Below are 11,515 nucleotides of genomic sequence, written 5' to 3'. Positions count from 1 at the left end.
TGGCGGTCCTAACATTTACTCCCGGCATAGAAACTCGGAACACGCTGCTTGCCAGATCAATCCATCCACGTTGAACCATCAGGAAGCCACCCGGAAAGCCATGTATGAAACATCAAACGGCAAGTTCAGTGAACCGGCACTGAGATAAATACCGTCTGCAGAAGCAAACATACGCGGATTGTTCGAAGTCCAAGGAACGACATTGTAATAAATCTCGCCGTTCGCAGCTTTGACATTGACGATTGTCATCGGAATATACCCGGGGCTTGGCCATGAAACTATTTTCAGATTTGTTCCAGCCGTAGCCACCCTTGCAACTCCCGTTGCCCAAGGCGTCAGATTGGTGGGGAATATGCTGTCGAACACCACAGCGTTGTAAGGCAGGTTTAGATTATTGGCATCATAGCCAGCTTTGACGATGCGAAGGCGCTTAACACCTCCTACATCCTTTAGGAAACCTCTCGACATTTAATCAAACCACTCGATTGAGCCGGCACGGAAGTCTAATCGGAAGCGACCATCTGGCGAAGTTCCAATGCCTGCTGTGAACTGACCAATATTCGCGACGTTAAGAACTGTGACACCTGACTGGACAACAAACGGATAGCTAAAGTTGCCCTGATTATCGGGATCAGCAATGGCAAATTGGTTCGCGATCACAATGAACTGACTGGTGGTTGGAGTGACATTCACAAACCAACCGGCTTGTTTCCAGCTATCGCCTGAACTAATGCGGGCAAAAGCTGAAATCCTCACTGAAGAACCGCCACTGCCCGCAATAGCTGTCATGCGCCAAGCCGCATTTGACACAGTGCCATCTACCGACGCATTGACTTCAGTCAGCGCATTTGAGACAGCCGTCATATTGCCTTCAACGCCATCAACACGGCTTTGTAACAACACGACAGTGCTTGCATCGGCTTTATCGCCGAGGCTTACATTGATCTGTGTCAATTGTTGACCAATGGCACTTGTCGGCCCTGTGGCGACAAAAATATCTTCTTTCCAAGATGCCTGAGCCGTACCAAACGTACTGGTAAGTTGACGACTAAGTCGCTGAATATTGGAATAGGCGCTGAGAAGCCCATCAGCAGATGAAGTGGCGTTCTCTTGCGCTTGTCGCACCAGTTCACGCCGGTCATCCGTCATCCAATTAACTAGGCCCTTAACGTCACCATCAAGCCGCTCGTAATCAACCAGACTATCATCACCAGAAGCGTCAAGAGTTCTTACCTTCTCGGCAACCGCCCAAGCGACTGGCCGTGTTCCCGCTGCAACTCGCAATCTGGTGCGGACCCACCAGTCAGATAGGCTGGTCAGGCCGTTGACAATCTGAAACACAGTCACATCACGAGTGACATAGTTGCTGAAAAGCTGCGATGGATCATTATCAGGCCAATACAGAATATCTACGCCTTCAACCGTTCCATCCTCAATCGTATCCCAGAACAGACGGATGCCGGGGTATTCCTGACCAGCTTCGCTTACTACCTTGTTCGGAATTGCATTGAAGTTCTGAACCTCTCCAAGATAATCAGGTTGACCGTTCGGGATTGGTATAGGAGGGTTGGTCGCATACGCAGTTGGATCGAAGATGCCGTCGCCCACCTCCTGCCAAGAGATCGAAACATCGCGAACGCTGTCACTACCCATTGCACCAAGAGACTTGGAATGGATTTGCAGCTTGATCGTACGGTTGTAACGATCAGACTGCCATTGCACCCACTGGCCTACCTGAAGCGCTAGAAACTTTGGATGAACCGTAAAGCTGCCGTTCGCTTGATAGCGCGAGGCGCGGATTGCGATGTCTGCCAACCGGTCGCCAACGCGATGATCGGTAACCGCCGTGTAATCGACCTTTGAAGCCAGTCGCTCACGATCTTGCGCCAAAGCAAGTGCATCTATACGCGTCGTCAGTGAAGTGGTTTCGTAGAATAAGTCTGGGCTCACATATGACGCGGCGACCGTGTTGACCAGTTCAGTTCTCGTGCGCGTGAGTGACAGCTGGAAAGGCTTTTCCCAAGCAATGTCATCATCACTGATTGTCGCGACAACCGCCTGATTTGCACCAACGATAGGATATTCACCTGTAACGGCTTCGATCCAGGAGCCTGCGCAACCTTCTCGCAAAGGCGTCATATTTGTTTCGTGGGTAACGCCGTCGCCAGAGGAAGCAATCAGGGCTGCACTATAGCGCTTGCTGCCGTCTGACATGACCTCATCGCAGATATTCATTGCGGTGAACCATTCAGACAAAGGCAGGCGGCTTGCAGCCACACCGCGACCGACAAGCTTCTCAGTACCGATGTATAGGCCTCGTTCGAGGTTAAACATCATCACAGCGTTATTGTTGCTGAACTCCCACGTACTCTGGTCATTCCAGCGATGTGTACCAAAGCCGCCGACAGAGCTATCTTTACGAGGGTCATAGAGTGGTGCGCCGCGAACCTCAAACATAAGGCTTGGAACAGCCGTAAGATTGTCCACGTCCGTCATTGTAGTGACAATCGCATAGCAAAGGCCAGCGCCGCGGTGTGCTGTTGTCCAGCGACCGGCAGGGTTTGCATAAGCGATCAGTGCCGGGTCGGCTGTCTGGTCAAACGCTCCCTGATAGAAGCGAACGAAACATTGTCCACCGTCCTTCACACCAAGGATGCGCTGACCATATATGCGGCCCTCGTCGCCCTGCTGATCAGGAGAAAGCGACTTCCATTCGCCATCCATCTGAACCCGCAGAAGTTCAAGGCAACGGAAGTCAGACAGCTTGAACACGTCCTGAACAATGTGGTTGCCCTTGTCGAACGCGTTTCGATAGATGTGGTGGCCCATTGTGCCAAAGACACCGAGGCCAACTTCGCGCACGAGGTTTTCGCCGTATTTGGTTTCTGTTGCCGAGGCTGACGATTTAGGCGTCTGCTGAAAGATCGATGTCAGCGCATACTTGGCAGCAACTAGAAGTCCGCCAAGCACAATATTCGCAAGAACCGTACCACCAAACAGCCAAGAGCCAAGGCCGACAATGCCTGTAACGAGTGAAACAGGGTCCGCCGCCGCGGGCGATGCCAGCAGCGCGAATAAAATCGCCAAAATGTAAAACATCAGGAAACCTTGAAGGCCCTCTCGGCCATTGTGCGCGGCAGGAAACGCAAACCGTCTTCGCCTTTCACCGCGAAGCCGTATTCGCAGAAGTAGCCGACCGTGTTCTGGTAAATACCAACATCGCCGCGACCAGCCATTGCGACCGGAGTTTCTGCAAAGCGATCAGCAAGGACGGCTCCGAGATTGTCATAGCCACGCTGTTTGATCAGGCGATAAGCACCGGCCTTGCTCTTGTACTTGCCGCGAATATCAGCAGCCGGATCGGTGCCGGTTATAGCTTCAATCGCGTCACAGGTGGTCAAGAGACAGTCCGATTTACCCCAGACCAGAGGCGTTTTTATGTGCGCCTCCGTGACAGCCACGAGGCGTTTTTCCCATTGCGGATGCATGGCAGTCCTAACTGTCAGGAGTGTTTATTGGTACGGCGTGATGTAGAAGTTCTCGCGCTTCACGGTCGAGGCATATTCAAAGAACTTGTCACCCGGTGATAAAAGCTGCTGATCTTCATGCGAAGCGGTGCGATAGCCATCACGATGGTTTTCCAGCGCTGACGTTTCCACGTTGGCTTTTAGAACCATCTCGCCGTCGTCAATGACGTGATCAATCGTGTCGATGTAGCCACGATACATCGGCTCGACATGCAGCAGTTCGCGGGTATCCGGATCGAAATAAGCGTCGGACAAGATGACCGTACGGCCCTTGTAATCCACGCTTTCTATCTGAGCGAGCTTATCAGGCGTCACGCCATAATCCGCTGCTGTCGGCATGGTGATCGTGATCGGAAGTGCTTCAGCACCCATCTGATACGGCGGCTCTTCAATCGCAATCAGCTGGTTCGGGATGTAAGTATTGCCGTTCCAAGTTAACTCGGATGAGCCGTTCCACATATACCAAAAGCCAGTGCCAAACTGAAATTCTCCGAGAGAGCGCACAACAATGCGCCCCTCCTCCAGCAATTGCTGTAAACGAGTTGGGAAAGCCATGAAGCCTCCTACTGATGATGATTGTGGGCTGGCTTCACTGAAGAATACGGATGATTAACCACACCGTTTTACGGAGCTTTAAGCTAAATACGCCATTAAAAGATCATGAGAAGACGATCCCGCTCGCCAATCGCAGAAACCGCAATAAGAAGCGCCATACTTGCCGCACCATTGGTGCTGGCAATGCTTGCCGTTTATTCGGCTTATGGCTCTGATAGCCGCGTGACCGTTGCGATAGACCAGACAGTCGCCGGGTCAATCAGCAAATCTCATCGTTGATACGGCTCTAAAAGTCGTCCTTCACTTCGGCACCTCAATCAACTGGAATGTCCCTGTCGGCCGCGGCCCCTTCGTCATCTGGAAGCTGTCTTTGACAAGCCGGGCGTTCATTTCTGGCTGCTTGAACCGAGCCGTAGCACCCGCTGCGATATAAGAGGCAATTGGTTGATCGACTTTGACGGTTATCGTGGTGCTGACAGCCGTTGCGCCACCACCATAAGCGACCTGTAAGAACTGCCTATAGTCGCCACTCTTTAGCGAGAACATGTCGCCGTCCATCAATTGAAGCCCGGGGACAACGCCCGTCAATTGGACCGAATAGCCGCCTGTCACAGTCCCGCGTGATGCTGTGCCAGTAATGTGCGTGTTATTCGGGTCGCCCCAATAGGCGCGCGGAATGCAGATATGCTTCGGACGATAAACAATCGTTTCCATGCCGCCCTTAGCAGCCGCAATGAAGGCTTGAAGCTGAACCGCCTCACTGGCCTTCATCGGCAGCGTTTCCATGTCAACGGTTCGATACGGATCAACAAACTCGACCGTCGATATAAGCCGACCGCCGAATTTCGTCTGGCTGGTCGGGTTGTTCAGCATCGGGTAGGACGGCACAAACCGGACGGTGGAAATAAGATCGATCATCGCACCAACCCCCGCCTTGAAGCCTGTTTACTGTCTCGAGCAAAGCGCATCGGGCCTGATTTGTCGTATTGCTTCAGACCTTGGCTGACACCATCACTGACCACGGATCGGATGTAATCGTCACCACTTGCGCTCGCGATGTTGATATTGATCTGTGGTGCGGCTTGCACTGCGCTCTGACGTTGAGGTGCTTGCAAAGTCGGCATCGAGGGCGCTCGCAGGCTTGGTGTTCCGGTCGCGAAAGCAGGTATCCTGTCCTCATTGATAGCTTCCAATAATCCGCGATGTTTGGCTGTCGAGCGAGCGTTTGTGATGAACTCTCTATTCGACACTCGCGCGATAATGCTGTCACTGCGACCTGTGCCGGGTCCGCGAATAAGGCCGGGACCTGGCTGCGATGGCGTTCCATTAGCAAACTTAGGCAGTCCGCCGTCTTTGAACCCCATGAACCCGCCGAACAGACTTCCCGACTTGCCGAACAAGCCGTCGAAAAGGTTGTTCAGCGTCATGTCGAGCAGCTTATCGATCATTTTTTGCAGTGCATCGGTAAGCGCCTCGACCGCATTCTTCCCAGAAGAAAGATCAGTCACCAGTCCTTTAAACGCATCAAACTCGGTGCTGCGCCATTCCGATGACTTCTGTCTTAGTTCACCTTGAGCTTGGTTAAGCTTGTTGGCTTCCGCGGTTGCGAGTGCCCACTGATCGGCAGTTTGAGCAATCTGCGATCGCAGTTCAGGCGTGATTGCAATGCCGGCCTTTTGAGCCGCGTTGAGTAGTTCCTGCTCCGTGCGTGCCTTTTCAGCTGCAAAGCCATAATCGTCGATCAGCGGGTTGATCTGACGAAGCGCCTCAGTCTCGGCGACCAATGCCGCTGTTCGGTCGTTGGCGTCCTGAACTGTCGTGTCGAATTTTTCAGCCGGAGTCTTTTTTTCTTTCTTCGGCTTCTTGCCTTCGGCAGTTCGGCTTTCCTGAGCAGCGAGATTGGCTTTCGCGATGCGGTCGATAGCTTCTTCCGTTAGTTTAGTGCCATCTTTGATTGCATCGTTACGAACACGAATACGCTCCATTTCCAGAGCGTGCTCTTTCTTGTTCAAAGACGCTTTGCGCAGCGCTTCTTTTTCGTAGTTGTTCGCCGCGATTGCATTCAAATCAACTCGGATAACATCATCTTTTGCTGATCGGCCCATGTCGGCACGCGTGTCTGCTAGCCTTGCCTGCAACAGACGGGCAGCTTGCTCCGCTTCCACCAGCTTGCCAACGAATAGTTCAACGGAACTCGTAAACGATTCCCACGCAGGATTTGCGCGTGTAATGCCATCAAGCTCTGATGCTAACTTTTGCGCAGTAATTGCACCGGAGCGGAACTGTTCGCCAAGTGATCTTACCTTATCGATTTCATCTTGTGGCACGCCTTCAAAACTAACATTTCGAAGGTTATCGAACTGATCCGTAACTGTTTGAGTAGCCTGCGCAATTTCCTCAAGTGAAACAGCTATGCCACCCTCAAGTTTATCCGGAAGGCCACGGGCAATCTTCCCACCAGCCTCTTCGACTGCGTCGCCTGTGTCTTTTGCCGCGTCCTGAACCTCTTTTAGAGCTGCGGCATAAACTTCTGAAGACTCGCTGGCCTTGCCGACGGTGTTATTGTAGAGGATCAGCGAGCCAACAACTGCCCCGCCGATGATCATCCCAACAGGTCCGGCAGCGGCTCCAAGGCCACCAAAAGCAGTTGCTAGCCCGCCCATAGTGCGTGCAGCGGCCAACGCCTTAGTGAAACTGGTGAGCGCAGTACCAGCCAATCCTAATGTACGGATCATGCCAGCGAGCGAACGCCCTACGAGAGCACCAGCGATGACCGCGGCAACTTGCAATCCAGCATCTGCAACCTTATCGAAGTTGTCAGCAATTATTACGAGTGCTTCGGAAATCTTCGCAGACACGCCAGCAGCGCTATCAGCATTGCCGACATACTGAAGCAATGCATTATTCAGAAGGGTAAAGCCATCGCCAATGGTTGCAGGCATATCAGCCGCTTCCTGCCGCAATTTCTCCATCTGGCTCGATAGACCACGCACAATATCGTTGCCGGTAATCTTACCTTCTGCGCCAAGCTTGCGCAGTCCGCCAACGGTTGTTCCAAGGCCTGCGGCGAGAGCTTCTGCAGCGCGTCCGCCTGAGTCAATCACCGTATTGAGGTTGTCGCCCTGCAACTTTCCAAGGGCCATTGCCTTAGCGAGAGCATCGATTACTCGCGCTGCTCGATCGCCTTTGGCGCCGGACACAACAAGCGCGTTATTCAGTGATTCTGTATAGTTGAGGGATTCATCAGTATTATAGCCAAGCTCTTTCAAAGCAGTGGCATTTGAAAGATAGCTTTCGGCAGTCTGAGTGAGGTCGGAATAGGTACGGCGGGCCATTTCGCCCAGACGGCCCATAACTTCCGTGCCTTTATCGATCGATCCAGCGGCCAGATTGACGCGGGACGTCATATCCGTCCACGTATCAGTCATCTGTCGCAACTGATCGACACCAAGGGCGGCTCCAATGCCAGCCAATGGCGCGGCAAGACCACTAAACGAACGTGTAAAAATGCCGTCCAGATTCTTGTTCATCTGACGCGCGCGACGCTCGATGGCTCCAAATTGCTTATTGGTGACGCCCTGAGCGCGGGCAAGGCCTTTTTCAAGCTGTTTGAAGTCAGTGGAAAGCTGAACAACCAGACTTTCAAGGTCAGTTCTTGCCATGGTCAACGATGTCCTGATAAGAAAAAAGCTCGCACGAATGCGAGCTTGGGGAAGCTGATGAAATTATTGATTGGTGCAGCCTGCATCGCGATTATCGCGTTCGTCGGCTACTATTTTTGGAATGAGCAAAAAAATGAACGACAGCAGTTCGCTGCCAATTGTCATTCAATTGCGCAGAACGGCCCACCAGATGAGACGCCAAGCGACAAGCGCCTAGCGTCAAAGAGAATTCAAGATTGCGTTGATTTTCTCAAAACCGGCAAAATGCCTTAACCCACTGCTGTATTCCGGCGCCAATATTTTACGGCCTCGGTTGAACATCCAACCTTTCGCGCGATTGCGGTCATGGTCATTCCAGTAGGCAGTAGTCGAAGAATGTCTTCCTTATATGGCGCTCGTGTTTTCGGCATCGCCTCATGATCAATGGTGGCACCCATATCTGGTAAGGCCGCCATTGGACGGCTTTGGTCTATGAGCATTCCAACAACCGCAACCGAATTGCGACACACGCCACCGTGCGGTGAGCGAAAGCGTTCGCCAAGTGCGGTTCGCGCTCCAAACGGACGTAAGCGAATCTGTTCTCGCTCAACATTCTGAATGCGCATGCGCCCGTCATGTTCAATAACAACCGCACGTCCATCGCCATCATATTTATTCACATCAACCCAAACTGGTTCGCCGTCGATAATCATAGCGCACACATTTTGAGATTTCAGTTCCGGCTGCTGTAACGAGGCTGCGACCTTTTCGAGTCTGTCGACATTTTGCTTAAGACGAAGCGCATCATCAATCTTCGTTGATGTGCGGCGATTGTGCGCCTGCACTTTGACGGGCTTTTCGGTTCGACCGAGACGGTATTCCATGAATACGTCGATCAGAGCTTTCCGAACAGCGGCGGCCGCAACCGTCTTTGCAAACATGCAAATAAGCAGGGCCTGCGGTTCATTCAAATAGTACTCTGTAAAAGCATTGCCGCGATAAGAGCCCCGCCGTGGGGCGCTAGAACCATAAACCTCTATTTCTTCAAGGTTTCTTTCGATTATCTCTCTTATTTTCCGAGGTCTAGCGAAGCCTAGAGCGGCACCGAGACGCACGTCAACAACGCGCGGTTCTTTGTCAATTTCGGTATTTAGGTCTGCGACAGAGATCAATCTTCTGGTATCAATCGTTTCGGCTCTGGTCATGTTTCAATCCTTCTGGGGCCAGCGGTGAGGACTGCTGCGAACAGCCTCACCGCAACTTGTGCAACATTCACACTTGCACAAGTTGCCATGAACAAATGAACATGTCAACAAACTTGCCCAAGTTGCAAACTTGGGTTATTTAATCGGTATGACAAAAGAGCTTAAAGATCAGCGAATTGCAGTTATGCTCACGCCTTCAGAGTTGGAGGCTGTTGATGACTGGTCTTTCGCGCACAGGATAAGGTCGCGAGGCGAGGCTATCAGGATATTGATAGACGCAGGCCTTATGATCCCGACACTCGCTTCGGCGGTGACAAGCTATGCTAACTCGTATGCAATCAAAGACGAGCCAGAATTGGCAAGTGGACTGCGTACGCTGGATAAAGCAGTGCGGTCTCACTTTGATAAGCTACCTATCGCACGTCAGAGTGAAGATAAATAGGTCGTCTCTTTGGTGAGGATCGCCCATTTATCAGCATTTCAATGTGGATAGTTCTCTAATTCTGCCAACAATTCCGATAGTTCTTCTTCGGTGAAGAATGAATCCAAAGATATTTCGAAAGACAAATCACTCGATGCACTTTGAGTTTCGCGGGTCACATTTGATCTCACGGGCAACAGATTAGGACGGATCTGCGCCGGGACTATCGCCCAGAAATCATCTTCGGACAAAATTCGTATGTCCTGACCTTTCAGTTTCAGTTCTTCGGATTTCCTATGCTTACTGCTCTTGTCGTATCCGCCGGTACGGGTTCTGTCATGAACTCCGGCACACAACACGGTCGTTCGCTTAGTCACACCTGCTTCGACATTAAAACCAAGGCGTTTAGCAATTTCAGATGCTTCAACGCGCCCCACACGCAAGCTTCCTGTAAATACTATGGTCTCTCCAAAGAAGGGCCCAGATTGATTGCCCTGCCCTAAAGCGCGACCTTGATCAAAGAAATTGTTACGGTGGTTCGCTAATGTGATCCAATCAGCAGCTGAAACTCCAGACTTTTCCAGCGCAAGGTTGAATATTTTCTGAGTAGTGAGAGCGTCTTCAAGTGCATCATGATGATTGAAATTTATCTTAAAATGGCGCGCAAGATTCTTAAGTGCATATCCACTGCTTGCAAACTCTTCCCACGTACGGCGAACCACTCTCTGGTTGTCCAACCATTGTACATCCAAGGGATCTAGTCCATATTTTTCGTAAGATCTGTTAAATGCAACCCTATCAAACGGCCCGTGATGCACTACAATTGCATCACGCAACTTAGGCAATACTGACGCGTAAATGTCTGAGAATGGCGGAGAGTCGCGCACATTATCTTCGGAAATTCCGTGGATTGATACGTTAAAAGAGTCGAAATAGTCATCTGGATTAATCAGGTGTGATTCTCGACCAACGACTTCTCCATTTTTGACTTCAACCAAACCAATCTGACAAATAGATGCATAATCGGCATTGGCTGTTTCAACATCAATTACAAAATAATTCATAAGCACCCCACCGCAACAAGTGGGATGCTATTCTAAGTCAACACTACTAGGCAAGCAGGTTTTAATCACCCAGCCTTAACCCAATCCCAAAGCTCGTCCTTTTCGGACTCGGACAGCTTACCCGGTTCATCGGGTGAATTGGCTTTGATATAACCGTCCAAAGCTGCCATATACTGCCACATCGACATTTTGCGAACGTCTTGCGGCGTATAGCCTATGACGGCTCCGTTTCCGTAGATGGCGGCAAATCTGATTTTCCCGTTTGGGAGACTGTCGATTGGGTCTGACTTGCCGCTCCCTGCTCCCCCACAGGCTCCTCCGGTACGCCTTGAATTCCCGCCTGCAGGATTGCGATGGCGAACAAAAGATTTTCAGCAGGCGGACGATTTTCGACATAACGCTGTACGAGCTTCGTCGCGTCAGTAGGTTTCATGTCGCCACCTATCAGGCCCTGCCTGATAACATGCGAAATATCGCCAACGTGGCATTGCTTGGATACTAGGCGCTCAAGAATTACCCATGGGCCTGCGCTGCAAGCCTCCTGTATCGCTTCCAGCTCGCCCCATCCAAGGCGGAAGGTGTAATCACCATCCGCCCAGGTTAGTTCAATCGATGCGTCGCGCATTAGCCACCAGCCGGTGTAGACGTACGAACCATGACGCCATCAGACTGAAGGCTGACGTTGTTCGTGGCACGCTGGCCGTTGGTAGCACCAACTTCCATGCTTTCAACATGCATGAAGCCGGTCCACACGATCGTCTTCAAAGGGAATTCCCATTCGATTTTCACGGGCACGGAGTCAATGCTGTCCACGGCTTCAAGCCATGCGTCAACACTTTCCGCAGCCAGCACACCTTCGCCACTCACGCTCATCGAAAGACTGGTTGCATCTCGACCCACCCAATCAACGAGGTCGGGATTCGTACAATCTGGAATATTGACCTCTTCAAGGCCCTTCGTGATGGTGATTGAGCGCTGCGTGAAACCGCAGGGATTTTCATAAACTGTCGGGGTTGCGTCATTGCCGAGCAATACGCGGATTTTACCCGATTTAATCGTGGTAGCTTGGGCCATATTGGTCCTCGTGTTTTGGTGGTGGTAA

At 51.5% G+C, this 11,515-nt stretch carries 13 protein-coding genes; 2 read left to right on the top strand and 11 right to left on the bottom strand.

Going from position 1 to position 11,515, the window contains the following annotated elements:
• Positions 1 to 78: 78 nt before the first annotated feature.
• Genes CEV32_RS08855 through CEV32_RS08840 form a run of 4 tightly spaced genes read right to left on the bottom strand, consistent with a single transcriptional unit; the run spans position 79 to position 4,082 of the window.
• Positions 79 to 468 (bottom strand): hypothetical protein, encoded by a 390-nt coding sequence (locus tag CEV32_RS08855; protein ID WP_094576319.1) that lies wholly within the window; start codon positions 466 to 468, stop codon positions 79 to 81.
• Positions 469 to 3,099 (bottom strand): phage tail protein, encoded by a 2,631-nt coding sequence (locus tag CEV32_RS08850; RefSeq protein WP_094576317.1) that lies wholly within the window; start codon positions 3,097 to 3,099, stop codon positions 469 to 471.
• Positions 3,099 to 3,488 carry a DUF6950 family protein gene (locus CEV32_RS08845; RefSeq protein ID WP_374883336.1) on the bottom strand — a complete coding sequence of 130 codons (390 nt, stop codon included), beginning with the start codon at positions 3,486 to 3,488 and terminating at the stop codon, positions 3,099 to 3,101. Before CEV32_RS08845 ends, CEV32_RS08850 begins: the two co-directional genes overlap by 1 nt.
• Before the next feature lie 24 nt (positions 3,489 to 3,512).
• Positions 3,513 to 4,082, bottom strand: a complete 570-nt coding sequence (locus CEV32_RS08840) for a hypothetical protein (protein ID WP_094576313.1) — start codon at positions 4,080 to 4,082, stop codon at positions 3,513 to 3,515.
• Positions 4,083 to 4,187: 105 nt separating this feature from the next.
• Between CEV32_RS08840 and CEV32_RS23655 the strand changes: the two genes are divergently transcribed.
• Positions 4,188 to 4,361, top strand: a complete 174-nt coding sequence (locus tag CEV32_RS23655; RefSeq protein ID WP_167382774.1) for a hypothetical protein — start codon at positions 4,188 to 4,190, stop codon at positions 4,359 to 4,361.
• Positions 4,362 to 4,382: 21 nt separating this feature from the next.
• Here the strand turns inward: CEV32_RS23655 and CEV32_RS08835 are convergent, their stop codons facing one another.
• The gene (locus CEV32_RS08835) at positions 4,383 to 5,000 is read right to left on the bottom strand and encodes a hypothetical protein (RefSeq protein WP_094576311.1); all 618 of its coding nucleotides are present in this window, start codon (positions 4,998 to 5,000) and stop codon (positions 4,383 to 4,385) included.
• Positions 4,997 to 7,744: a tape measure protein gene (locus tag CEV32_RS08830; protein ID WP_094576309.1), complete on the bottom strand. Its 2,748-nt coding sequence runs from the start codon at positions 7,742 to 7,744 to the stop codon at positions 4,997 to 4,999. Before CEV32_RS08830 ends, CEV32_RS08835 begins: the two co-directional genes overlap by 4 nt.
• 57 nt (positions 7,745 to 7,801) lie before the next feature.
• Between CEV32_RS08830 and CEV32_RS08825 the strand changes: the two genes are divergently transcribed.
• The gene (locus CEV32_RS08825; RefSeq protein ID WP_094576307.1) at positions 7,802 to 8,017 is read left to right on the top strand and encodes a hypothetical protein; all 216 of its coding nucleotides are present in this window, start codon (positions 7,802 to 7,804) and stop codon (positions 8,015 to 8,017) included.
• Here CEV32_RS08825 and CEV32_RS08820 read toward each other — a convergent pair.
• From CEV32_RS08820 to CEV32_RS08800, 5 genes are all read right to left on the bottom strand, one after another.
• Positions 8,014 to 8,694, bottom strand: a complete 681-nt coding sequence (locus tag CEV32_RS08820) for a hypothetical protein (RefSeq protein ID WP_143128805.1) — start codon at positions 8,692 to 8,694, stop codon at positions 8,014 to 8,016. The two genes, CEV32_RS08825 and CEV32_RS08820, sit on opposite strands and share 4 nt — an antisense overlap.
• A gap of 714 nt (positions 8,695 to 9,408) precedes the next feature.
• Positions 9,409 to 10,413: an exonuclease domain-containing protein gene (locus CEV32_RS08810; RefSeq protein ID WP_208620825.1), complete on the bottom strand. Its 1,005-nt coding sequence runs from the start codon at positions 10,411 to 10,413 to the stop codon at positions 9,409 to 9,411.
• 65 nt (positions 10,414 to 10,478) lie between these two features.
• Complete coding sequence (locus CEV32_RS23980) at positions 10,479 to 10,601, bottom strand: hypothetical protein (RefSeq protein ID WP_268876677.1); 123 nt, start codon at positions 10,599 to 10,601, stop codon at positions 10,479 to 10,481.
• A 26-nt stretch (positions 10,602 to 10,627) separates the two neighbouring features.
• Entirely contained in the window at positions 10,628 to 11,038 is a 411-nt protein-coding gene (locus CEV32_RS08805) for a gene transfer agent family protein (protein WP_094576301.1), read from the bottom strand.
• Complete coding sequence (locus CEV32_RS08800) at positions 11,038 to 11,487, bottom strand: phage tail tube protein (RefSeq protein ID WP_094576299.1); 450 nt, start codon at positions 11,485 to 11,487, stop codon at positions 11,038 to 11,040. The genes CEV32_RS08805 and CEV32_RS08800 overlap by 1 nt, the downstream gene beginning before the upstream one ends.
• Between the last annotated feature and the right edge of the window lie 28 nt (positions 11,488 to 11,515).

It is taken from the genome of Brucella rhizosphaerae, from assembly GCF_002252475.1.
GTDB lineage: Bacteria > Pseudomonadota > Alphaproteobacteria > Rhizobiales > Rhizobiaceae > Brucella > Brucella rhizosphaerae.
This window is presented reverse-complemented; position numbering and strand designations above follow the sequence as displayed.

What these genes read in the sequence shown, in the direction of transcription:
- CEV32_RS08855 (WP_094576319.1), bottom strand. Translation starts at nt 468, where the DNA reads ATGTCGAGAGGTTTCCTAAAGGATGTAGGAGGTGTTAAGCGCCTTCGC.
- CEV32_RS08850 (WP_094576317.1), bottom strand. Translation starts at nt 3,099, where the DNA reads ATGTTTTACATTTTGGCGATTTTATTCGCGCTGCTGGCATCGCCCGCG.
- CEV32_RS08845 (WP_374883336.1), bottom strand. Translation starts at nt 3,488, where the DNA reads ATGCATCCGCAATGGGAAAAACGCCTCGTGGCTGTCACGGAGGCGCAC.
- CEV32_RS08840 (WP_094576313.1), bottom strand. Translation starts at nt 4,082, where the DNA reads ATGGCTTTCCCAACTCGTTTACAGCAATTGCTGGAGGAGGGGCGCATT.
- CEV32_RS23655 (WP_167382774.1), top strand. Translation starts at nt 4,188, where the DNA reads ATGAGAAGACGATCCCGCTCGCCAATCGCAGAAACCGCAATAAGAAGC.
- CEV32_RS08835 (WP_094576311.1), bottom strand. Translation starts at nt 5,000, where the DNA reads ATGATCGATCTTATTTCCACCGTCCGGTTTGTGCCGTCCTACCCGATG.
- CEV32_RS08830 (WP_094576309.1), bottom strand. Translation starts at nt 7,744, where the DNA reads ATGGCAAGAACTGACCTTGAAAGTCTGGTTGTTCAGCTTTCCACTGAC.
- CEV32_RS08825 (WP_094576307.1), top strand. Translation starts at nt 7,802, where the DNA reads ATGAAATTATTGATTGGTGCAGCCTGCATCGCGATTATCGCGTTCGTC.
- CEV32_RS08810 (WP_208620825.1), bottom strand. Translation starts at nt 10,413, where the DNA reads ATGAATTATTTTGTAATTGATGTTGAAACAGCCAATGCCGATTATGCA.
- CEV32_RS23980 (WP_268876677.1), bottom strand. Translation starts at nt 10,601, where the DNA reads ATGTCGATGTGGCAGTATATGGCAGCTTTGGACGGTTATATCAAAGCC.
- CEV32_RS08805 (WP_094576301.1), bottom strand. Translation starts at nt 11,038, where the DNA reads ATGCGCGACGCATCGATTGAACTAACCTGGGCGGATGGTGATTACACC.
- CEV32_RS08800 (WP_094576299.1), bottom strand. Translation starts at nt 11,487, where the DNA reads ATGGCCCAAGCTACCACGATTAAATCGGGTAAAATCCGCGTATTGCTC.